This is a genomic window from Rudanella paleaurantiibacter, from assembly GCF_009184635.1.
Classification (GTDB): domain Bacteria; phylum Bacteroidota; class Bacteroidia; order Cytophagales; family Spirosomataceae; genus Rudanella; species Rudanella paleaurantiibacter.
In genome coordinates this window covers 1-23,012 of the sequence record NZ_WELI01000010.1, presented here as the reverse complement: position 1 = coordinate 23,012, position 23,012 = coordinate 1, and the positions used below count along the sequence as shown (strand labels likewise).

General features: G+C 53.4%; 19 protein-coding genes, 1 tRNA gene and 1 pseudogene. 14 read left to right on the top strand and 7 right to left on the bottom strand.

Annotated elements, in window-relative coordinates:
- The first annotated feature begins 20 nt into the window (after positions 1–20).
- The 5 genes from F5984_RS20880 to F5984_RS20860 all read left to right on the top strand — a co-directional run bounded on the left by F5984_RS20880 (position 21) and on the right by F5984_RS20860 (position 6,729).
- Positions 21–683, top strand: coding sequence for a hypothetical protein (locus F5984_RS20880; RefSeq protein WP_152126164.1), 663 nt, complete (start codon positions 21–23; stop codon positions 681–683).
- A gap of 101 nt (positions 684–784) precedes the next feature.
- Positions 785–1,819, top strand: coding sequence for a DNA polymerase III subunit delta (holA, locus tag F5984_RS20875; protein WP_152126163.1), 1,035 nt, complete (start codon positions 785–787; stop codon positions 1,817–1,819).
- 16 nt (positions 1,820–1,835) lie between these two features.
- Positions 1,836–2,765 (top strand): D-2-hydroxyacid dehydrogenase, encoded by a 930-nt coding sequence (locus F5984_RS20870; RefSeq protein WP_152126162.1) that lies wholly within the window; start codon positions 1,836–1,838, stop codon positions 2,763–2,765.
- A gap of 18 nt (positions 2,766–2,783) precedes the next feature.
- Complete coding sequence (locus F5984_RS20865; RefSeq protein ID WP_152126161.1) at positions 2,784–6,020, top strand: WD40/YVTN/BNR-like repeat-containing protein; 3,237 nt, start codon at positions 2,784–2,786, stop codon at positions 6,018–6,020.
- Between the two features lie 166 nt (positions 6,021–6,186).
- The gene (locus F5984_RS20860) at positions 6,187–6,729 is read left to right on the top strand and encodes a hypothetical protein (RefSeq protein WP_152126160.1); all 543 of its coding nucleotides are present in this window, start codon (positions 6,187–6,189) and stop codon (positions 6,727–6,729) included.
- Between the two features lie 128 nt (positions 6,730–6,857).
- Here the strand turns inward: F5984_RS20860 and F5984_RS20855 are convergent.
- A tRNA-Met gene (locus tag F5984_RS20855) sits at positions 6,858–6,931 on the bottom strand.
- A gap of 109 nt (positions 6,932–7,040) precedes the next feature.
- Between F5984_RS20855 and F5984_RS20850 the strand changes: the two genes are divergently transcribed.
- From F5984_RS20850 to F5984_RS20830, 5 genes are all read left to right on the top strand, one after another.
- Entirely contained in the window at positions 7,041–7,433 is a 393-nt protein-coding gene (locus F5984_RS20850; RefSeq protein WP_152126316.1) for an START-like domain-containing protein, read from the top strand.
- Between the two features lie 94 nt (positions 7,434–7,527).
- Positions 7,528–9,036, top strand: a complete 1,509-nt coding sequence (locus F5984_RS20845) for an LptF/LptG family permease (protein WP_152126159.1) — start codon at positions 7,528–7,530, stop codon at positions 9,034–9,036.
- A gap of 266 nt (positions 9,037–9,302) precedes the next feature.
- Positions 9,303–9,578, top strand: a complete 276-nt coding sequence (rpsO, locus tag F5984_RS20840) for a 30S ribosomal protein S15 (protein ID WP_152126158.1) — start codon at positions 9,303–9,305, stop codon at positions 9,576–9,578.
- A 201-nt stretch (positions 9,579–9,779) separates the two neighbouring features.
- Positions 9,780–11,915 carry a polyribonucleotide nucleotidyltransferase gene (locus F5984_RS20835; protein WP_152126157.1) on the top strand — a complete coding sequence of 712 codons (2,136 nt, stop codon included), beginning with the start codon at positions 9,780–9,782 and terminating at the stop codon, positions 11,913–11,915.
- An 82-nt stretch (positions 11,916–11,997) separates the two neighbouring features.
- A complete protein-coding gene (locus F5984_RS20830) occupies positions 11,998–12,861 on the top strand; it encodes a sigma-70 family RNA polymerase sigma factor (protein ID WP_019986912.1) in 864 nt (287 codons plus the stop codon).
- Positions 12,862–12,928: 67 nt separating this feature from the next.
- Here F5984_RS20830 and F5984_RS20825 read toward each other — a convergent pair whose 3' ends face one another.
- Together F5984_RS20825 and F5984_RS20820 are read right to left on the bottom strand one after the other, a co-directional pair.
- Positions 12,929–15,430 (bottom strand): cation-translocating P-type ATPase, encoded by a 2,502-nt coding sequence (locus F5984_RS20825; RefSeq protein ID WP_152126156.1) that lies wholly within the window; start codon positions 15,428–15,430, stop codon positions 12,929–12,931.
- Positions 15,431–15,624: 194 nt separating this feature from the next.
- Positions 15,625–17,253, bottom strand: coding sequence for an NADP-dependent glyceraldehyde-3-phosphate dehydrogenase (locus F5984_RS20820; RefSeq protein WP_152126155.1), 1,629 nt, complete (start codon positions 17,251–17,253; stop codon positions 15,625–15,627).
- Between the two features lie 157 nt (positions 17,254–17,410).
- Between F5984_RS20820 and F5984_RS20815 the strand changes: the two genes are divergently transcribed.
- The gene (locus F5984_RS20815; protein WP_246169213.1) at positions 17,411–18,367 is read left to right on the top strand and encodes a tryptophan 2,3-dioxygenase family protein; all 957 of its coding nucleotides are present in this window, start codon (positions 17,411–17,413) and stop codon (positions 18,365–18,367) included.
- A 139-nt stretch (positions 18,368–18,506) separates the two neighbouring features.
- On the opposite strand, the gene F5984_RS20810 is transcribed toward F5984_RS20815, so the two are convergent.
- Positions 18,507–18,914 (bottom strand): hypothetical protein, encoded by a 408-nt coding sequence (locus F5984_RS20810; RefSeq protein ID WP_152126154.1) that lies wholly within the window; start codon positions 18,912–18,914, stop codon positions 18,507–18,509.
- A gap of 150 nt (positions 18,915–19,064) precedes the next feature.
- Between F5984_RS20810 and pgeF the strand changes: the two genes are divergently transcribed.
- Positions 19,065–19,829, top strand: a complete 765-nt coding sequence (gene pgeF / locus F5984_RS20805) for a peptidoglycan editing factor PgeF (protein ID WP_152126153.1) — start codon at positions 19,065–19,067, stop codon at positions 19,827–19,829.
- A gap of 81 nt (positions 19,830–19,910) precedes the next feature.
- Positions 19,911–20,168, top strand: coding sequence for a GlsB/YeaQ/YmgE family stress response membrane protein (locus tag F5984_RS20800; RefSeq protein ID WP_019986918.1), 258 nt, complete (start codon positions 19,911–19,913; stop codon positions 20,166–20,168).
- 74 nt (positions 20,169–20,242) lie between these two features.
- On the opposite strand, the gene F5984_RS20795 is transcribed toward F5984_RS20800, so the two are convergent.
- Positions 20,243–20,587, bottom strand: coding sequence for a transmembrane 220 family protein (locus tag F5984_RS20795; RefSeq protein WP_152126152.1), 345 nt, complete (start codon positions 20,585–20,587; stop codon positions 20,243–20,245).
- Positions 20,588–20,683: 96 nt separating this feature from the next.
- Positions 20,684–21,406: a tetratricopeptide repeat protein gene (locus F5984_RS20790; protein ID WP_152126151.1), complete on the bottom strand. Its 723-nt coding sequence runs from the start codon at positions 21,404–21,406 to the stop codon at positions 20,684–20,686.
- A 235-nt stretch (positions 21,407–21,641) separates the two neighbouring features.
- Here F5984_RS20790 and galK point away from each other — a divergent pair, with 235 nt between their 5' ends.
- Complete coding sequence (gene galK / locus F5984_RS20785; protein ID WP_152126150.1) at positions 21,642–22,811, top strand: galactokinase; 1,170 nt, start codon at positions 21,642–21,644, stop codon at positions 22,809–22,811.
- Positions 22,812–22,902: 91 nt separating this feature from the next.
- Here galK and F5984_RS26795 read toward each other — a convergent pair.
- Positions 22,903–23,012, bottom strand: a pseudogene (locus F5984_RS26795) (IS5-like element ISMra2 family transposase); the annotation flags it as partial.

Below are 23,012 nucleotides of genomic sequence, written 5' to 3'. Positions count from 1 at the left end.
TCCCCCAAACGCTTTCTCGCATGAACGCTAAACGTTTTGGGTTTCTATGGCTGATGCTACAAGCAGGGCTGGTGTACGGACAGGCCCGCCCCGACAGTTTTTACGTCTTCGTTGGCGAACGCATTGCCCTCAAAGCCCTGCCTCGCGAACCGATTACCGAAGAAATTATCCCGATGATTATTGGTAAAGACACCACGTACGGAAAAACGTATGCTGTGCCTTTTCGGTCGGGATTTGTAGCCACCTACAGAGTTGTGAAGCCCGTATATGGCTCATTGGCGAGAGACACGGTCGAGTTCACGGATTATACCCACTATGGCCGACCTTTATTTGCCCCCTACAAACATGTGCTGCTGTTCATTTCGAGGCAAAACGGCAAGCTAATTTCTGAAGTAAATCTATACACCGCGGTGTACCCAACCACCAACGGGCGCTGGGCCGGCGATGCTAATACGTACCTTTACAATCAACTCGTCAACGTCCATACAGCCATCAAACCTGAGCCCATCGAGTTTACCGAGGAGGTATCAATCGGTCTTGATGGGCGTCGGGCCGAGTTGTTTCCGCCCCCCTACTACCGAATTGAAGGCAACAAAGCCATAGTGGTTATGGGTAACTATATCGAAGACTTGTTTTCACTGTACAAAGCGGGAATCCTGAAAAACAGAGGAATATTTGACTGAAGGCTCCAACCACAGACCAGTAGTCTCGAAACCTTGCCACCCCCTACCCAAACCTGGCGGGTCAGGTCGTATCTTTGTCGTTCAAACCCCCGATTGCCCGCATGATTCCCGCCGTCGAAACGCTGCTGAAAGACATCCGAAACAAACGCATTGCCCCGGTTTATCTCATTCATGGCGATGAGCCTTACTACCTTGACCTAATTGCCGATCAGCTTGAAAAAGTAGCTATCCCGGTTGCCGAAAAAGGGTTTAACCAGTTCGTTCTGTTCGGTAAAGACACCGACGTCGGGGCCGTTATCAACTACGCCCGGCGGTATCCGTTCATGGCCGAGCGTCAGCTGGTGCTTGTGAAAGAAGCTCAGCAAATGGGGGGGCTGAACGATAAATCGAGTGCTCAGCTGCTCGAAGACTACGCCCTCAACCCCTTGTCGAGCACCATTCTGATGCTCTGTTTCAACAAAGAAGACGGCAAATCGGGCGTCGATGAGCGAAAAACCTGGGTTAAAGCCTTTGGAAACAAGGGCGTACTGCTGGGCATCAAAAAACTCTACGAAAACAAACTCGTCGACTGGGTAGCCGATTACTGCCACAAGCAGGGCGTAAAAGTAAGCCCCAAGGCGTGTCAGTTACTGGCCGATTCGATTGGTAACGACCTGAAGCGGCTGGCGGGCGAAATCGACAAAATTCTGCTCAACCTGAGCGTCAACGAAGAAATTTCGGCGGCCACCGTCGAACGACTCGTGGGCATCAGCCGGGAGTACAACGTATTTGAGCTACAAAAAGCCCTCGTGCAGCGCGATGTGGTGAAAGCGAACCGAATTATCGATTATTTCGGCCGTAACCCAAAAGACAATCCATTGGTTGTGATTCTGGCGCAACTTTACGGTTATTTTGCCAAGGTGCTACTGGTGCAGTCATCGCGCGATCAGTCTGAGAAGGGGCTGGCCTCGGTGCTGGGCGTCAATCCATTTTTTGTGAAAGACTACCTCGCGGCCGCACGCACGTTCCCGATTGCTAAAGTTGCCGACATTGTGCACGCCATCCGCCGGGCCGACGCCCGCTCCAAAGGTATCGACTGCCCTACCATGAGCGAAAGCGACATCCTGCGCGAACTGGTGTTTGATGTACTTCATTGACCAAATAGTCTCCGTCATGAACCTTTTCATACATACCGCCCTGAACGAAACCAACCGGGCCGCCCTACGCGCACAGGTTGGCCCCGGCCACACCGTTACGTTTCGCAACGAACTGACCGACACCGACGCTCAAACGGCATTCCAGCAAGCCGATGTACTTATGGGCAACCCGCCTACCGAATTGCTCGACCGGGCTCCCAACCTGAAATTCTGGCAACTCGACTCGGCGGGCTTCGATAAATACAGCGGCCTGAATCTGAGCATCCCGGTAAGCAACATGGGCGACTTTTTTGCCTGGCCCTGCGCCGAAACCATCGTTGCTGGCATTTTGGCCCTCTACCGCCGAATCAACGAACTGGCCGTGTTGCAGCAGAATAAAACATGGATTGGCGCGCCCCTCCGCTACGGCATGAGCCTGTTACACAAACAGCAGGTTGTAATTTTAGGGGCAGGCACCATCGGGCAGGCCGTGCGAACCATCCTGACCGGTTTCGAGTGCTCTATCAGCCTGATGGCCCGCACCGACCCGAGTGCCCAACTCCACACCCGCGAGGAGTTGCTGGCCGTGCTGCCCCATACCGACCTGCTTATCAATTGCCTGCCCGGTTCCGTACACTCGTTTGTCGATGCGGAGGTGTTTGCCGCCATGAAACCGGGTTCCGTATTTGCCAATGTAGGCCGGGGCAACACTGCCGACGAAACAGCCCTCATCGACGCCCTGCAACGGGGGCATCTGAGCGGGGCCGCTCTTGATGTAACGGTGCAGGAGCCGCTGCCTGCAGATAGCCCCCTCTGGACCATGCCCAACGTAATGCTCACGCAACACACCGCTGGGGGCCAACGATTTGAAGATGAAGGCAAAATGGCTTTATTTGTCCGTAACCTGAAACACCTCGAACAAGGCGAACCGCTCGAAAACCCGGTTCAGCTGAGCCGTGGCTATTGACACTCCAAACAACAATCTATGCTAAACTCCTGTACTGCCCTATCCGTAACCGTACTGGCTGGGCTACTCCTGGCCAACCCCACGCTGGCCCAGCGCAAAAAGACGAAAGCGCCGACCGCGACTGTAGCGGCTTCGGCCGCGCCCGCTACCAACAAACTCCTCGAAGGGATGCGGTGGCGTAACATTGGCCCATTCCGGGCCGGGCGAGCCCTGGCGGCAGCCGGCCACCCCGACCAACCCCTCACCTACTATTTCGGAGCCACCGGCGGGGGCGTCTGGAAAACGGTGGATGGGGGTGCCAACTGGACGCATATCTCCGACAGTACGTTCAAATCGTCGTCGGTGGGTGCCATTACCGTGGCCCCCTCCGACCCCAACGTGCTGTACGTAGGCATGGGTGAGGCCGAAATTCGGGGGAACATTGCTAATGGCGACGGGGTCTACAAATCGACCGATGCCGGGAAGACGTGGAAACACATAGGTCTCAAAATGGCCGACGCCATCGGCAACATTGAGGTACACCCGCAAAACCCCGACATTGCCTACGTGGCGGCCCTCGGCAACCCGTTTGCCCCCAACAAGGAGCGGGGTATTTTCCGTACAACCGATGGCGGAAAAACGTGGCAGCACATTCTCTCGAAAAACGACAGCACCGGTGCGGCCTGCATCAAAATGGACCCGAGCAACCCACGGGTGTTGTACGCTTCGCTTTGGCAGGCCTACCGCAACAGCTACCAGATGAGCAGTGGCGGTCCGGGCTGTGGCCTGTACAAATCGACCGACGGGGGCGATACCTGGGTAAGCCTGAACAACCGGCCCGGGATGCCCAAAGGGATGCTTGGCAAAATCGGCATTACGGTATCCCCGGCAAACCCGAACCGGTTGTATGCCATGATTGAGAGTGCCAAGGGAGGCCTGTACCGCTCCGACGATGCGGGCAACAGCTGGCAGCTGATTAACGAAGACAAAAACCTCTGGCAGCGGCCCTGGTACTACATGATGCTGGCCGCCGACCCGCAAAACGAGAACGGGCTGATTGTGCTCAATGTGAGCGCCCTCAAATCGACCGATGGCGGTAAAACCTTCACCAATATCCCGGTGCACCACAGCGATACGCACGACATCTGGTGGAACCCTAAAAACCCGCAGAATTACATTATCGCTGACGATGGCGGTGGCGAGGTAACGTACAATGGCGGGGCTACCTTTTCGGATATCGACATCCCGACAGCCCAGTTTTACCACGTAGCCCTCGACAACGATTTTCCCTACAACGTGTACGGGGCTCAGCAAGACAACTCATCGATTCGGATTGCGAGCCGCACCACGGGCTACTCCATCGGCCCAAGCGATTGGTGGTCGGTAGCAGGGGGCGAGTCGGGGTACATCACCCCCGACCCTAAGGATGTGAACGTGACGTTTGGCGGCAGCTACGACGGTTTGATAACCCGCTACGACAAAAACAACGACCAGAATCAGGTGGTCAACGTGTACCCCGAATACAGCATGGGGGCACCGTCGTCGGCCCGGAAATACCGGTTCCAGTGGACCTACCCCATTGTTTTTTCGCCCCACGATAACAACGTCCTGTTCTGTACCTCGCAGTTTGTGCACCGCAGCACCGACAACGGCCATTCGTGGGAAGACATTAGCCCCGACCTGACCCGCAACGACCCCAAAACGCAGGGTGACACCGGCGGCCCAATCACCAAAGACAACACGGGTGCCGAGACCTTCCCCACAGTGTACTCGTTTGCGGAGTCGCCCCTCGAAAAAGGCGTGTACTGGGCCGGTTCTGACGATGGTCTGATGCACATCAGCCGGGATGCGGGCAAAACCTGGCAAAAAATTACCCCTTCTACCAGTCTCGTGCCGGAGTGGGCCCTGATTAGCATTATCCACCCCTCCGACCATACCACGGGCAAGGCCTACGTAGCCGCTAAACGCTACATGTCGGGCGACCGTAAGCCGTACCTGCTCAAAACCACCGACTACGGCAAAACCTGGACCCCCATCACGAACGGGATTCCGGCCGACGAGTATTGTCATGTGGTGCGCGAAGACCCCAACCAACCCGGCCTGCTTTATACCGGTACCGAACGGGGCGTGTATGTATCGTTCAACGACGGGGCTTCGTGGCAACCGCTTAACCTGAACCTGCCCATTACGCCTATACGCGATTTGCAAATTCACAAACGTGAGAAAGATCTTGTGGTAGCTACACACGGCCGCTCGTTCTGGATCATGGACGACGTTACGCCCCTCCATGAGATGGCCGCCAACACAGGCTCACCGATTGCCGATAAAACCGCCCATTTGTTCAAACCCCGCCATGCGTACCGGATGGATGGGGGCGCAGGTGGCCGACGCGGTGCCCCCACCGATCAGGGAGAAAATGCACCCAACGGTGTGCTGGTGCGGTATGCACTAAACGCGAAACCCGACAAAGAGGTGAAGCTGTTGTTCATGACTACCGTGGGCGACACCATTATCTCGTACTCCAGCCAGAAGGACAAGAAAGGGCAGCCACTGAAAGTAATCAAAGACTTTTACGAAGATGCTGACAATGAACGCGCCGACGTGGTAGCCACTAAACCGGGTCTGAACACCTTTTTGTGGGATATGCGCTACCCCGACGCTACGGCCGTAGAAGGCACCAACATCATGTGGACCGGCCGCGGAACCGGGGCTAAAGTAGTACCCGGCATGTACAAAGTGCAGTTGCTAATTGATAACAAGGTGGTAGGCGAGCAGCCCATTGAGATTCGGAAGAACCCAAAAATCAATACCAGTGCCGACGATTACCGCGCTCAGTTCGAGCTGTTGCAGAAGATAAACAACAAAATTTCGGAAACGCACAAGGGCGTAAATCAGATCCGGCAGATTCGCAACCAGATCAACGGCTACCTGAAAGACGTGAAAGACCCATCGGTGGCTGAAAAGTTCAAGAAAGCAACCAAACCCATGCTCGATGAACTCGATCAGCTGGAGTCGACGCTGATGCAGCCCAAATCGAAGGCGTTTCAGGACGCGTTGGCTTACCCCATTCGCCTGAACGACAAATTGGCCGGGGTGGCCTCGGTGGTCTCATCGGCCGATACGAAGCCCACCAAGGCGTCGTACACGGTGTTTGAAGACTTATCGAAGCAAGCCGATACCGCCTTGGGCAAATTGAAAGAGTTAGTCCAAAAGCAGATTCCGGCGTTCAACCAAATGGTGGCCGAGCAACGCATGCCCGCTATCAACGCGCAGTAAATAACGCGCCGTTAGGGTACTAATTCGGGGTTGGGGTTAGGTCATACAAAGGCCCGACTCCAACCCCGAATTGTTCTGCCCCACCCTACCAAAAAAAGGAGCCATAAAAGCTACTTTCTGTTGTAATACACCTATATTGACCCCGTATCATTCACCATTTCCACACATGAATACAATTCTACGCCTTAAAACATGGCCGTTGTTTATCCTCACAATGGCTCCAATGATTCTCCTGAAAGCTATTCCGTTTGATGATTCGTATATCGATGCCACTGTTTCGCAGATTGGTAGTGCCTGGGTGACGCTTGTGCGTGTTATATGGTTTTGGGCTATCGTCAATTTTCTCACCAAAACAAGCCACCTTCCGCGCCAGACCGAATTTAGTCTGTTCATGTTGGCCCTGTTTATTCAGATTCTGACCGTTGCCGAGCCAGTACTGCGGTTACAGCTGTTTTATGTAGCCCCCCACCTGCTGACCAATATCCCCGTTGAACTATTCGATACCTACGGAACGATCATTTACCTCGTAGCTCTCCTGTACAGTATCTACTTTGTGGCGAATGGGTTGAGCTATGCCGAATCCGTATCCCAACCTTCAAACAGCGATCGGGTAGCCAACTTTTTACTCCTTCTGTTCTTCCCCCTCTGTATCATTGGGTTACAGGAGCGACTCAATCTGTGGCCTAAAAAGTTCGGGGCAAACGGGTAGGAAAGTGCACATCGGTTTGTACCTTCTGGCATGTTTGGCCTGAAATTGGGCGCGTGAGCAATTGCCTCCCCAGCCAAACACCAAACAAAAAAGCAGTTACAGGACTGACCTATAACTGCTTTTTGTAGTAGCGGGGAGCAGGATCGAACTGCCGACCTTAGGGTTATGAATCCTACGCTCTAACCATCTGAGCTACCCCGCCGTTTTGTAGTGCAAAAGTACGGAAAATTATTTTGTGCGCAAGGGGTAGGTTTGTCTTTCGCATCAAAAAAATTTTACCTTTGCCCATAGCCCTATGCTACCAAATTGATATGGAGAAGTTTAAGTTTGTGACCGAATACGAGCTTCGGGCCTCGCCCAAAATGCTGTTTCCTTATATTAGCACGGCCTCGGGCCTGTCGCAGTGGTTTGCAGCCAAAGTAAATACCCTCCCCGAACACCGGTTCGACTTTCTCTGGGATAACGAGAGCCACATTGCCCGTCAAGTGTCGCTCCGCCAAAATAAAAGCGTCCGCTTCGAGTTTCTGGACACCGCCGAAAATGGGCACGATAATAACTATGTGGACTTTCGGGTCGACCAAAGCGAACTGACACAATCCACGTATCTCCGCATAACCGACTACTCGACCAACACCGACCCGGAAGACTTACAAGACCTTTGGGATGGCCTGATGGAAAAACTCCGCGAGATTGTCGGTAGTTAAAAATGTATAATGGGCGATGAATAATGAACAATTCATCGGGGCAGGCGCGTTCTGCTAACGAACTCGTTTTCCATTCTACATTAACCATTATCCATTGAAAAAAATAGACAAGCTTATCCTCTCATCGTTCTGGGGACCGTTTGTGCTGACCCTCTGTGTGGTCATTTTTATCTTTCTGATGCGCTTGTTGATGTTCTACATCGACGATTTCGTATCGAAGGATGTTGACCTGATAACGTTTGGGCGGGTTCTGTTTTTCTTTTCCCTGTTGACCATTCCTACGGCTCTGCCGCTGGCTACGTTGCTATCGTCGCTCATGACGTATGGTAACCTGGGTGAGTTTTTTGAACTGACGGCGATGAAAAGTGCGGGCATTTCGCTCACACGCGCCATGCGCCCGCTGCTCATTGTAGCCGTTTTGATCAGTGGCTTTTCCTTCTGGTTCAACAATGTGGTAGCCCCCTGGGCCAACCTTAAGGGGTATAGTCTGCTATACGATATTAAAACTGCTAAGGCCACGTTGAACCTGAAAGAAGGCATATTTTACAACGACCTGCCGGGTTACAGCATCAAAGTCGATAAGAAGATTACCACCGACCCCAACAGCACTACCGGCGACCTGCTCAAGGGGCTTATCATCTACAAACACGCCACTTCGGGGATTGAGTCGGGTAACCGGGAGGTAATTCTGGCCGATTCGGGGCGTATGTACACCGACAAAGACCGCTCGTATCTGGTATTTGAGCTTTATAATGGCAACGACTATCAGGAGCAGTCAGACCCAAACAATGTTAGCTACGCCAGCAACGGCACCCCTAACCAATCCTCTCAGTTTATCCGTAACAGCTTTGGGCATTATAAGCTGGTTATCGGCCTCGAATCGTTTGGCATTCACCGCACCGACGAGCAGCAGTTTGAGTACCACGAGTACATGAAAAATCTGGGCGAGCTAACTACCATCACCGATTCTCTTAAGAAAGATTTCCGCAGTACCGCCCTCAACGTAGCCAACTCCTCACGGCAATACTACAGTTATCAGTTCCGGAATGAGGGCCCCACAGCTACGCCGGTTAGCTCAACCACTGTATTGAAAGATGGCCCCTGGGTCGACTCGGTGATGAAGAAGAGTAGCTATCGCCCTCATGAACTGGCCGCTACAGCTCTATTACAGGCGCAGAGCGTGCAGAGTTACGCTAACTCCAACGTCGTGTATCTACAGGAGAAACAACGGCAGGTTTATAAATATGAGCTCGAGAAGCACCACAAGTTTACGCAGGCGATCTCGGTGTTCATCATGTTTCTGATTGGGGCTCCGCTGGGTGCCATCATCAAAAAAGGAGGCTTTGGCCTGCCTGTGCTTGTTTCCATCATCTTCTTCATCCTACTCTACGTACTCACCCTCAATGGCGACAAATTTGCCAAAGATGGGGTGCTTTGGGTACCGGCCGGTGCCTGGATGGCCAACGTGCTGCTACTACCCGTAGGGCTGTATTTTATGTATCAGGCCCGGCACGATTCCCGGCTGTTCGATAAAGATGTGTACGTGATTGCCTGGGAGCGGCTTCGCCGGAAGTGGGCAGCAAGCAGGGGCGGTAAGCAGTAGGCAGTAAGCAGAGAGAGGAGTATGCAGTGGCAGTAGGCAGTGGCTGACGCGTAAATAGTACTGTCAGCTGCTAGTGAAACTGTCTACGCTAACTTTACTGCCTACTGCCACTGCATACTGCTAACCTTTCTGCCTACTGCCACTGCCTACTGCTTACCGCCCCTGCCTACTGCTAACTTTTCTGCCTACTGCCACTGCCTACTGCCACTTTTTTCGTACCTTTGCGCGTTCATTTAATTTTTTCTTATACTTTAAGCTGTCTGAAGATGTCATTACCGACCGAAAAGAAGCAAGAAATCTTTGCAACCCAGGGCTTCAAGAAATCCGCTGAAGACACGGGTTCGGCCGAATCCCAGATCGCACTCTTTACGTACCGCATCTCTCACCTGACCGGACACCTGAAAGCGCACAAGCACGATCATGGTACCCGTCAAGGTCTGTTGAAGCTCGTAGGTAAGCGTCGCCGTCTGCTCGATTACCTCATGCGCAAAGATATTAACCGGTACCGGGCCATTATTGCAGCGTTGGGCATCCGGAAGTAATCCTGCAACCAACGCACACGGGGAATCTGCCACTGGTAGATTCCCTGCTTTTTGTTCTTATACCAGAAGTAAACGGTTTCGCAATTCGTTATTTGTTCAGACGAGTATGTTTGCCTCAACGCATCGCCCGTTCTTAACTTAAAACCAGGAAACCAGTTCAGTAAGCGGTCAAAGCTGTAGTAGCGTGTTTCAACGAACGGTATGTTTCAAATCACCACCCAATCAGTACCCCTGCCCGATGGCCGGGAAATAACCATCGAAACGGGCAAGCTCGCCCGTCAGGCCGACGGAGCCGTAGTGGTTCGCTTAGGCAATACGATGTTGCTGGCCACGGTTGTATCGGCCAAAGACGCCAAAGAGGGCGTCGACTTCCTCCCCCTGTCTGTTGATTATCAGGAAAAATTCGCGTCAGCGGGCCGGATTCCCGGCAGCTTTCAGCGTCGTGAAGGCCGGTTGTCGGACCACGAAATCCTGATTAGTCGTTTGGTTGATCGTGCCCTCCGCCCGATCTTCCCCGAAGATTACCATGCCGACACACAGGTCATGATCACCATGATCTCAGCCGACTCCGAAGTACTGCCCGATCAGTTAGCAGCCCTGGCGGCTTCGGCAGCTTTAGCGGTATCCGACATCCCGTTCAACGGTCCTATTTCCGAAGTACGGGTTGCCAAAATTGATGGTGCCTATCACATCAACCCCAAAACCTCCGACCTATCGCGGGCTTCGCTCGACCTGATCGTAGGCGCTACCGCACAGGATATCTGCATGGTAGAAGGCGAGATGAATGAGTGCTCAGAAGAAGAAATTGTAGAGGCTCTGCGTGTTGCTCACGACGTGATTAAGCAGCAGTGTGCGGCCCAGAAAGAGCTGGAAGCGAAAGTAGGTAAAACCGAAAAGCGCCAGTATAGCCACGAAACGCATGATGAGGAGTTGCGCGCGGCCGTTCGGGCGGCTTGCTACGACAAAATCTATGCGGTAGCCCAGTTGCAGCAAACCAACAAGAAAGCCCGTAGCGAAGGGTTCAAAGCCGTTCGCGATGAGTATATGGCTTCGTTGCCCGAAGGCACAGAAGTAAACGAAGCTCTGGTGAAAACCTATTTCCACGATCTGGTGTGGGAGGCTTCGCGCCGGTTGGTACTCGATGAGCGTACCCGCTTGGATGGCCGTAAGCTCGACGAAATCCGTCAGATCACCTGCGAGCCGGACTTCCTGCCGATGGCCCACGGCTCAGCCCTGTTTACCCGTGGCGAAACCCAATCACTGACCACCGCAACGCTTGGCACCAAAATGGACGAGCAGATTGTGGACATGGCCATGTATCAGGGTTACAATAAGTTTCTGTTGCACTACAACTTCCCCGGTTTCTCGACGGGTGAGGTGAAACCCAACCGCGGACCAGGTCGGCGTGAGGTTGGCCACGGTAACCTGGCTCACCGGGCGCTCAAAAAAGTAATGCCTCCCGATGCCGACAACCCGTACACAATCCGGGTGGTATCGGATATTCTGGAGTCGAACGGCTCATCGTCCATGGCAACGGTTTGCGCCGGTACCATGGCCCTGATGGACGCCGGTGTGAAAATCAAAGCGCCTGTGGCCGGTATTGCTATGGGTCTGATTTCAGACACCGAGCCCGGCTCAAACAAATACGCCGTATTGTCGGATATTCTGGGTGACGAAGATCACCTGGGTGACATGGACTTCAAGGTAACCGGTACCGAAAACGGTATTACGGCCTGCCAGATGGACATGAAAGTAAACGGCTTGTCGTACGAAGTGTTGACCGAAGCCCTGCAACAAGCACGGGCGGGCCGTCTGCACATCCTCGGCGAAATGAAGAAAGCCATCGCCGAAGTTCGTTCGGACCTGAAACCACATGCGCCACGGGCCCACGTGATTCGGATCGATCAGAGCCAGATTGGTGCCGTAATCGGACCCGGTGGTAAAGTCGTACAGGAAATTCAGAAAGAGTCAGGTACCACGGTTGTTATCGAAGAGCGCGACAATGCCGGCTATGTAAGCATCTTTGCTACCAACAAAGAAGGCATGGATAAGGCTATTGCTCGCGTGAAAGGCATTGTGGCCGTACCCGAAATTGGCGAGGAATACGTTGGCAAGGTGAAAACGATTATGCCGTTTGGTGCCTTTGTTGAGTTCCTGCCGAACAAAGACGGACTTTTGCACATTTCCGAGATTAAGTGGGAGCGTCTCGAAACCATGGATGGGGTACTGGAAGTTGGCGAAGAAGTACGCGTAAAACTGGTTGATATCGATAAAAAGACCGGAAAATACCGTTTGTCGCGCAAGGTTTTGTTACCGAAACCGGAGAACAAAAACTAAAAGCGAATTGTTACTTTTTTGTGTAATTGACCGTCAAATCCTTACGTTATATTACCGCACAATCTAAAGGGGTGTACGTACCATGAGACAGCTAAAGATTTCAAAACAAATTACCAACCGCGAAAGTCAGTCGCTGGATAAGTACCTCCAGGAGATTGGTAAGGTTGACCTGCTGACGCCCGATGAGGAAGTGATTCTGGCGCAGAAGATCCGCGAAGGCGACCAACTGTCGCTCGAACGGCTCACTAAGGCCAACCTGCGTTTTGTGGTATCGGTAGCGAAGCAGTATCAGAACCAGGGTCTGTCATTGGGTGATCTGATTAATGAGGGTAACCTCGGTTTGATCAAAGCCGCTCAGCGTTTCGACGAAACCCGTGGTTTTAAATTCATCTCTTACGCCGTTTGGTGGATTCGCCAGTCGATTCTGCAAGCGTTGGCCGAGCAGTCTCGTATCGTGCGTTTGCCCCTGAACCGGGTAGGTTCACTGAATAAGATTTCGAAGACCTTCTCGGATCTGGAGCAGAAGTTTGAGCGCGAGCCGTCGCCGGAAGAATTGGCCGCCGTACTCGACATTACGCCCGCCGAGGTGGTTGATACGCTTAAAATTTCAGGTCGTCACGTTTCGATGGACGCGCCGTTTGTGCAGGGTGAAGAAAACAGCCTGCTCGACGTGCTCGAAAACGATGGTGAAGACAAACCAGACTCAGGTCTGATCAACGATTCGCTCCGCAAGGAGGTGCAACGTGCCCTGTCGACGCTAACCCAGCGTGAAGCCGACGTGATTACGCTGTATTTCGGTCTGAATGGCGAGCACGCCATGACGCTCGAAGAAATCGGTGAGAAGTTTAACCTGACCCGTGAGCGGGTTCGGCAAATCAAGGAGAAGGCCATTCGTCGGCTCCGCCATACGTCGCGCTCGAAGGCGTTGAAAACGTACCTGGGTTAGTTTTTACAACCTACAAAAAAGCCGCTCCGAAGTTTTGGAGCGGCTTTTTTGTGTTTTCGGCCCTACCCTACGCGGGCTGATTACGTAACCAGATTTTGTAAAACTCGACCCAGATAACACCCAGCAGCGATGCCCCGGCACAAACGCCCAGTTCGGCAAGCGATAGGGTGGTAAACTGCCCCAGATTCCGCAAAACCGGCCAGCCGATGAAACCAGCCAGCATCAGAGCCGTCAGAAAAAGCATGATCCAGAGCAACGTATTGGGTCGCTGCAAGGTGGTAAACACCGACGCCCGGCTCGAACGGCTCACGAGCGTCAGCCAGATATTACTAATCACCAGCGTGGCAAAGGTCATGGTACGGACGTGCTCCAGCGACGCACCGGCATGCATTTGTGTATAGTATACACCAAGGGTAGCCAGAGCAATACAGAGCCCCTGCACTACCCGGAAGCCTAACTCACGGGAGGTGAAAAACGTATCGCTCAGTTTGCGGGGGCGTTGCTTCATTAGGTCCGTTTCGGCCGGTTCGTTTTCAAAAGCAATAGAGCAGGTTGGCCCCATGACCAGCTCCAGAAAAATGACGTGCACGGGGTTGAACAGGTTAATGAACTTCCAGCCGAGCAGCAGTGGCACGGTCACGGTCAGGATTATCGGGATATGAATCGAAACGATGTACCCTACGGCCTGCTTCAAGTTCTGGTAAATTCGGCGGCCCTGCGCAATAGCGTCGACCATACTACTAAGGTCGTCCTCAACCAGAATCAACGAGGCCGACTGTTTAGCCAGCTCAGAACCCCGCTGCCCCATAGCTACCCCAATATGGGCCGCTTTTAGCGCCGGACCGTCGTTGACGCCATCGCCCGTCATAGCCACTACCTCACCAGCCGCTTTCAGGGCCCGAATCACGCGGAGCTTGGCTTCGGGGTACATCCGGGCAAACACGTTGACCGAAGCGGCCTGCGCTTGCAGGGCTTCGTCAGACAAAGCCATCACTTCATTGCCGGTCAATACAGCCTGCGCGTCGCGCATACCCACCTGTTCGGCAATGGCACGGGCCGTTTCGGCGGAGTCACCGGTAATCATTTTCACCTGAATACCAGCCTCATCAAACTGATTCAGCACGGCGCGGGCATTGGCCTTGGGCGGATTTTCGAGGGCAATCAGGCCCTTAAATTGCCAGTCGAAATCGTCCTGCTCGGCGGGGTAAGCCCCCGTAGTCACCTTGGCCCCGGCTACGCCCAGTACCCGGTACCCTTCGGTGGCTAACTGATGAGCCTGTTGTTTGATCTGCTCCGCTACGGCTCCATCCAGCCCACACACCCGAATAATTCGCTCCACAGCGCCCTTACCGGCTACGCGGGCCGTTTGCTCACCCAGCGGATACAGGTGCGTCATCATAGGCGGTACGCCACCCAGCGGGTACTCGTAAATAAGCGGCCCGTCGGTTGCTATGGGTTTATCGGGCAAGGCCACCCAGGCGTCGGTAATGGCTTTTTCCATCGGGTCGAATGGCTCAGGTTCACTCGCCAGCCGGGCGTAAGCCACTACCTCTGCCCCCGTCGGAGCCAGTGCGTCGGGCAGTTTCGTTCGGGTTCCATTCCGAAAATCGTACACTACCGCCAGCCGCATCCCCTCCTGCGTGATGGTACCGGTTTTGTCGGTACAGATAACCGTTGCGGAGCCTAAACTCTCAACGGTTTGAGGTTGCCGGGTTAACACGCCCGACCGAATCATACGGGCCGCGCCCAGAGCCATAAAACTGCTGAAAGCCACCGGAATCTCTTCGGGCAATACTGACATGGCAATGGTCAGGCCAAGCAGCAACGAGGTAGCCCACTCGCCCGATTGCGCGAAATTGATACCCCAAACCAACAGAAACGCTCCAAAACCTGCATAGGCCATCCGTTGTACAAACTGGCCAATCTGCCGCTGAAGGGGCGTTTTTTCCACTTCTACCGTTTGTAACGACCGACCCAGCTTACCAAGCGAGGTGCTGTCGCCCACGGCCGTAACCCGCACATAGGCACTCCCCGAAACCAGTATGGTACCGGCATACACCGGATCTTTGTCGGGTACCGACTTGGCAACCGGCACCGACTCACCGGTCAGCACCGATTCATCAATCGAACAATCATTTGCCTGCACCAGTACGCCATCGGCGGGGGCGGTTTGGCCTTCGGTCAGCCAGATCAAATCACCCACGACAATTTCTTCTATCCCGACAGTTATCTGTTCACCGTTGCGAACTACCGAGATGGTTGGTTCGGTCAGTTTGCGCAGGGCTTTCAGAGCCTGATCACTGCGGACGGTCTGGTACACCGAGATACCGGCTACCAGCACCATAGCAACAGCGAGGGTGATTCCTTCCTGCCACTCACCCAGCAATACATAAATCAGACTGGCCGCTGCCAGCAGCATAAACATGGGCTCGGTAACCACCTCTTTAACCAGTATCCAGCCCGTTTGGCTTTCGGCAGTCGTGATTTCATTAGCGCCATACTGCTGCCGGGCAGTTGTGACCTGTTCTGTAGATAGGCCCGTAAGAGCCGCAACCGATTGTGTATTCATAACCTCTACAAACGTCGAAGGGGGGATTTGTCGGCTAATATTAACAAAATTGGTTCGCCGGGCACCCTATCTATCCGTCTTATTTACCTATAAACGGGGTAATTTATAGCCAATATAAAAAGCCGCTCCTACGTAACGGAGCGGCTTTGATTTACCCAGTCAACAACCAGGCCGTGTACAAAAGCGAAAGTTGGCTAGAAAATAAAGTTCGTCGACAGGAATTTCGACTCGTGCTCCCGAATAATCTGGTTCACAATTGCCTTGTTGGCCGTAGTGTCTTTAGTAGCTACTACGGTTCGGATTGAAAACGCCCGCAGAGCATCTTCGACTGACAACGTACCTTCTGCCGAATCTTTCCGGCCCGTGAACGGGAACGTATCGGGGCCACGCTGACACTGCGCATTAAGGTTTACCCGGCTCACCTGATTCACCAACGGATCGATCAGGCGGGCCAACTCATCGGGGTCGGAACCAAACAGGCTAACCTGCTGCCCGTGATCCGACGAGATAATGTACTCAATTGGCTGCTCCACATCGTTGAACGGTACAATGGGGACCACTGGCCCAAACTGCTCCTCGCGGTAGAGTTTCATACCTTCGGCAACGGGGTACACCACAGCGGGGTAGAACAGTGAACCTGCGCCCGTTCCGCCCCCGGCATTGACAACCCGCGCGCCCTGCGCTTTGGCATCAGCAATGCACTCGGTCAGGTAGTCGGGTTTTTGCGGTTCGGGCAAGGGGGTGATGTTCGTCCCTTTTTCCCAGGGCATACCAAACTTCAGCTCATTGACAGCCTCGCTGAACTTCTCGAGAAACGCATCGGCCACCGACCGATGCACCCAAATTATCTTAATCGCAGTGCAACGCTGCCCATTAAACGAAAGGGTACCCAGAATGCACTCTTTCACGGTCAGGTCAAGATCGGCATCGGGCAAAACCACGGCCGCATTTTTAGCGTCGAGGCCCAACACCGCCCGGAGCCGGTTACTCTTGGGGTGCATTTTCTTCAGGCTATCGGCCACCCGGCTCGACCCGATCAGGGTGAGCACATTGATTTTGCCCGACTGCATCAGGGCCGGCACCACGGATGCGCCCCGGCCGTAAATGGTATTGACAACCCCGGCGGGGAAACACGACCGGAACGCTTCCAACAACGGATAATGCAGGAGCGTACCGTGCTTGGGTGGCTTAAACAAAATAGTATTACCCATCAGGATTGCCGGAATAAGCGTCGTGTAGGTTTCGTTGAGCGGGTAGTTGAATGGCCCCATACACAACACAACCCCGAGCGGAGAACGGCGAATCTGCCCAATGATCCCCTCCGTGATTTCGAATCGCGAGCCGGCCCGGTCAACGTCTTTCAGGGCATCGATGGTATCGTAGATGTACTGTACGGTCCGGTCGAATTCTTTTGTCGAATCGGCCAGCGTTTTACCGATCTCCCACATGAGCAGGTTCACCACCTGTTCTTTCTGCTCGATCATACGACCCACAAAATTCTGCATGCAGCTGATCCGGTCCGCTACACTCATGGTGGGCCACTCACCCCGGCCATTGTTGTAGGCCGTCACGGCCGCATCAAGGGCTTCGAGCGCCTGGGTATCGGTCGTTACGGGGTAACTGCCAATAACGGGTCGCTCCAGCGTACCATCCGACTGACGGAGCATAACTGGCGACAACACATCGACCGTTGGGCCATCCCACGCCCGCATCTGACCGTTGATCAGATACTCACGCTGGTGGAGAGGTTCAAACTGGTAGGCACTCGGGATCTGGTCGAGGGCCGGAAAAGCCGCCGACAGTTGTGATTGGGTAATGTTCATGTAATTATTCAGGTTTACCTGACGAGACCGGGCTGGATTGGGACAGAATCGACTCGAATTTCAGGTTCTTACTATAAAGACAGCGACCTAAATTAGTTCACGATCGATGGTGTAAAAAAACTACCTTTACCCGTATTAACCGTCCTGCAATTACCGTATGCCTTTACCACAGGATACCGAACTCCACCCCGAACTGGTGGAGAAACTTCATCAACTTTCCGAAAAATATGCCGCCATGGGGCAGGATATGACTTCCTACCTCGACGGACTGCTGCAAGCCGATTACCTCACGTATTGGGACTACGTACACCTTGAAACCCTGCTCTCGCTTCAGAATCCGAGAACAGCCTACCCCGACGAGCTGATTTTTATCACGTATCACCAGATCACCGAGCTGTACTTTAAACTGGTGAAGCACGAGCTGACGCAGATCGGCTACCATCCGGCTCTGACCGCCGATTTTTTTACCGAACGGATGGAGCGGATCAATCGCTATTTTGCCATTCTGGAGCAGTCATTTGCGATTATGGTTGAGGGCATGGACAAAGACCAGTTTCTGAAATTCCGAATGGCCCTGCTGCCGTCGAGCGGGTTTCAGTCGGTGCAGTTCCGGCACATCGAAATCATGTCGACCCATTTTCGGAACCTGCTCAGCCCAACCGCCCCTATTCCGACCGACGCTCCACTCGACCAGTTGTACGAGTTTATTTACTGGAAGCAGGGAGCTACCGAACTGGCCACCCAACAAAAGACACTGACCCTAAAACAGTTCGAGAAAAAATACGGTGATTCGCTCGTACGGCTGGCCACGGAGTACCAGTCGCGCAATTTGTACGCCTGCTGGTTGGCCCTGCGTGAAAAAGGCGAACAAACCGACGCCCTCGCCCGCGAGCTCCGTGACTTCGATCAGCGGGTCAATGTGCGGTGGAAGCTGTCGCACCTGCGGTCGGCGGTGCGCTACCTACACAAAACCCCCGAAGCAGTTGCGGCTACCGGCGGCACCAACTGGCAACGGTACCTGCCTCCCGTGGAGCAACAACGGTTTTTCTTCCCGGATTTATGGACTCCCGATGAACTCCAGAACTGGGGCCGGGCCGTTGGGGATGGTCAATAGTGCACGGTTTACTTTTTTGGCAACGTGCCAGTAGTTAAACCTGAACGATTGTCATTCAGCTAACGCCCCACTGAATACGTTTGCTTCAACGCATAAAAAAAGGGCCTGACGGCCCTTTTTTTATGCGTTAGTAACCAGCTCATTCCAGGACAATCGTACGGGGCGAAGCCTCAGGACGCGTAGTGATAGTAACTTGTTTTGAGGTCACATCCCGACCGTTCGATACCTCAACCGAGTACTGACCGTCGGGCAGTTCGTTCACACGGAACTTCAACGAGACCCGGTCTTTATTACGACCTACCGTTTGCACGGCCATCGTCTCGCCCGCCTTATTTTTGAAGCTGATATGGACTGGGCCACCTTCGCCTTTTTCCAGCATGACGTTAATCACGGATTGGCTCGTTGACGGGTAAACGGCCGTTTGGTAATCGGCAAAGCGATCGGCTTTGCTTTTTTTGCCGGGCTTTTCGGGAGCAGCGGTAGCGTTGGCGAATGATACAACACCCAGGGTCAGGGCCAGTGCGAGCGATTTGATGAACGTTTTCATGTGCGTATAGTAGTTGTTGTTTTTTGCCTTATTGACGATACAAAGATATAGGCCGTAGACAGTACCTTGCATTACAAAGTACATAAGCGGTTTATTTCGGAACACGAACGGTAATCTGTCTGTTTACCTGAGCCAACGGTTTCCTTTTTTATGTTCTCAACCTCCGAAAAGCCCCTATTTCGGGCACCTGCCCTGTTCAGCTCGTTTTCAACACTCATCGCGGCCGAGAGTACACGGCATGGGGGCGTCAGCCCGGCTCCCTACCAATCGCTCAATCTGGGCCTGAATACAGCCGACAACCCGCGCTTTGTCGAAGAAAACCGGCTCCGTTTTTTTTCGGCCTTAGGTATTAACCCCGAACGGGTTGCTACCTCGCATCAGGTGCATGGTAAGGAAATTCTGGAAGCTACCCAACCGGGCCGTTACGACGGGTACGATGCCCTTATGACGAACCAACCGGACCTGTACGTAGCCGTAAGCATTGCCGACTGCGTGCCTATTCTGGTATATGATGGCAAGAACAAAGCGGTTGCCGCCATTCATGCGGGCTGGAAAGGCACCGTGGCCGAGCTGGTTCGGCTCACGCTTGAAACCATGCAGCAGCAATATGGCACCCGCCCCGGCGACTGCTACGCGTACGTGGGTACGTGCATCGACGAAACATCGTTTGAAGTAGGCCCCGAAGTTGCCGAGAAATTTGCCCCGGAGTTTAAGCGGGTCGATGAATTTACCCAACGGACATTTGTCAATCTGCGCTCAGCAAACACCCGTCAATTAACCAATTTCGGCATTCCAACGGCCCAAATTGCCCTATCAACCTATTCGACCGTACTGAATAATGAAGATTATTTTTCGCACCGGTACGAAAACGGGCAAACCGGCCGATTAATGGCGGTAATTGGCTTAAAATCTTAAACATTTCGATAACTCGACCGTTCTTAACGGTAGATTACCCTATGGCAGGGTAACGATTCAACTCTCAACGTTAATAAAGTCATGAGCTTCTTAATCTCCATTCTGGTTGGTGCCATTGCCGGTTGGCTGGCCGACCTCGTTTTCAAGCGGTTTTCGTTCTCTCTGTTAACCCAGATCCTTCTCGGTATCATTGGTGGTTTAATTGGTGGCTGGATTTTCGGTAACACGTTCACGACGGGTGCCAGCGGTATCCTCGACCGGATTCTGACCGCCTTTGTAGGTGCTGTCATTATTCTAGGTATTGCCGCCCTGATTAAAGGAAGTCGCCGAACGGTGTAACCAACTGAGCATATAGCATACACGAAAAAAGGGGCTGATGAATCAGCCCCTTTTTTCGTGCGAATACGTATAGTTTATCCTTTTTTCTGAACCAGCCACCCGAGCACCCCCATAGCAACAGCGCAGATACCCAGGCCACCCGATTCGCGGGCCAACTCGATATTAAGCGTTTTCATACCCATCTCGTCGAGCAAGAAGCCCTCAAAATGCGGAGGCCACTGATACACAGCCGCCACTACGTACATGGCCGCCATCAGCCAGAAGAACCAGGGTCGGCCGGTGCCAAACAGAGCCATGACACTCGCTACGGCCGCCAGCCCATAAATAGGTATCCAGAGTTCGGGGTCGGGGTCATTGTACTGAAACCCAGCGAACAGGGCAAACAATAGCGCAAAAACGATGGAAAGTGATTTCAACATAAGGATGTACGGTAAAGAAATTCAAGTACTCGGACTAAGGAAAGAAGCACAAAAAACCGGCTCACCTACTCCATTTTATACGCTAGCCTTTCACGATTAAGGACAATACTGCGCAACGGCATTGACGGCATCAGCATACCCCAGCTGTTTAGACTGCTTGAGGCTCAAACAAGCGGCATCGCGCTGATTGTTGAGCAGCTGAGCCAGTCCCAGGCCATAAAACGCCTTCCCAAATGCCGGATCAGCCTCGACTGATTTTTGAAAGTCGGCCAGAGCGCCCGGCAAATTTTTCTGGTTGAAATACAGATTCCCCCGATTGTACAGGGCCAGGGCATTTTTGGGATTTAACTCAATGGCTTTCGTAAAGTCGGTAATAGCGGGCTGCACCTGACTCTGGGTGGCAAACAGCTGCCCCCGGTTCAGATACAGATCCGAACTGGCCAAACGCGCCGTATCGGGCACGAGCCGAATGGCATCGGAGTAATCTTTCAGGGCCCCTTCCAGATCGTTTTGGGCTATTTTGAGCAAAGCCCGGTTGTAATAAGGCCGGTAAAAGTTGGGGGCCACCTGTATGGCCTGATCGTAATCAAGCTGGGCATTACTGTACTCTTTCTGCTCGAAATACGCGACACCCCGCGTGTTCAGGGCTTCAGCATTTTCTTCATCAGCCTCCACTGCCCCATTCAGGGCCGCAATGGCTTCACGGGTTTTACCTTCTTTCAGGAGTGCCCGCCCCTGTTCGAGATACGCGTCCGACGACGTGCAGGCTTGCAGCAAAAGCAGAATACAGCCTGCGTACCATGTATTTTTTAGATTCATTATTAACTTGATCATCAATGGTTTTTCGGTTTAAACACCAAAAAACCGGGTCCAAACAATCACAAAAGTACAACGAGACCTTTACAAACCCCGAAAATTGGTGTATGTTTGCATCGGCAAATCGGTGCTACCAGCTCCCGCTGAATCCCCCAGGTCTTGACCGAAGCAAGGGTAGGTGGTCGTAGCGGTGAGACATTCGATTTGCCTTTTTTTGTGTCCTTTCCCTTCCCTCCCCATGGAATTGACCCACACGCTCCGCGAGGCATTCATAGCCCGGTTCAACGCCCATCCAACCCTTATCTGCTCGCCCGGCCGGGTAAATCTGATTGGTGAACATACCGATTACAACGAAGGATTTGTGTTACCGGCCGCCATCGATAAAGCGATTTATCTGGCTGTAGGCCCCCGCCCCGATGACCAATTGCACCTGGTAGCTGCCGACCTGAACGAGACATTTACCGGTTCGGTTACGGCCCTCCAGAAAACAAACTCCTGGGCCGATTATCTCTTGGGCGTTGTGAACGAGTTTGCGCAGGCCGGTTTGCCGGTAGGCGGTATGAACATCGTTTTTGGTGGTACTATCCCGATTGGCTCAGGCTTATCGTCGTCGGCGGCTCTCGAAAATGGCGTCGCCCTCGCCCTTGACCACCTATACAACCACGACCAAACGGACCGCCTGCACATGGTGAAGCTAACGCAGCGGGCCGAAAACCGGTTTGTGGGCGTGCAGTGCGGTATCATGGATCAGTTTGCGAGCATGATGGGGCGGGCCAACCATGTTATTAAACTCGACTGCCGTTCGCTCGAATACGCCTACGCTCCCTTGCAAATGGAGGGTATTCGGATTGTTCTCTGCGACTCACGGGTGAAACATTCACTGGCGGCATCGGAATACAACACCCGCCGGGCCGAGTGCGAGGCCGGGGTCCGAATCGTTCGGGCTGCGTACGGCGACGCTATTCACAGCCTCCGCGACGTAACCATGGACATGCTCGACGCCCAACTACGCGACCAAGAGCCCCTGCTTTACCGGCGCTGTGCGTATGTGGTGCAGGAAAACGAACGGCTTCTGAGCGCCGTGGGTCACTTAGACGCCGGTAATCTCGAGGCATTCGGGCAACTAATGTACGGATCACATGAGGGGTTGAGCCATTGGTACGAGGTAAGCTGCCCTGAACTGGACACGCTGGTCGATATTGCCCGCACGGTGCCGGGAGTACTCGGAGCCCGCATGATGGGCGGAGGTTTTGGCGGTTGCACGATCAATCTGGTCCGGGCCGAGGCACTCGAAACCTTCACCAACACCATGCTGGAGCAGTTCCGGGCGCGCACAGGCACCGAAACGCTGATTCATACCTGCCAGGTTCAAAATGGCACACACCTCATACCAACGGGTACGGTGTAGAGGGTAAACGGTGAACGTTTGCCGGGCCGTTCGGTTATGCCGCTTTCTAAAGTCCAACGTTTAATAGTCCTCGACTAGAGTGTGTGGACAATCAGAGCAACAAAATCATACTTGAAGCCAGATGAACCATCGCCAAGAAGCTGCTGGCTGTTTTTTCGTAGCGAGTTGCTACCCGGCGATACTGTTTCAAGCGGTTAAAAT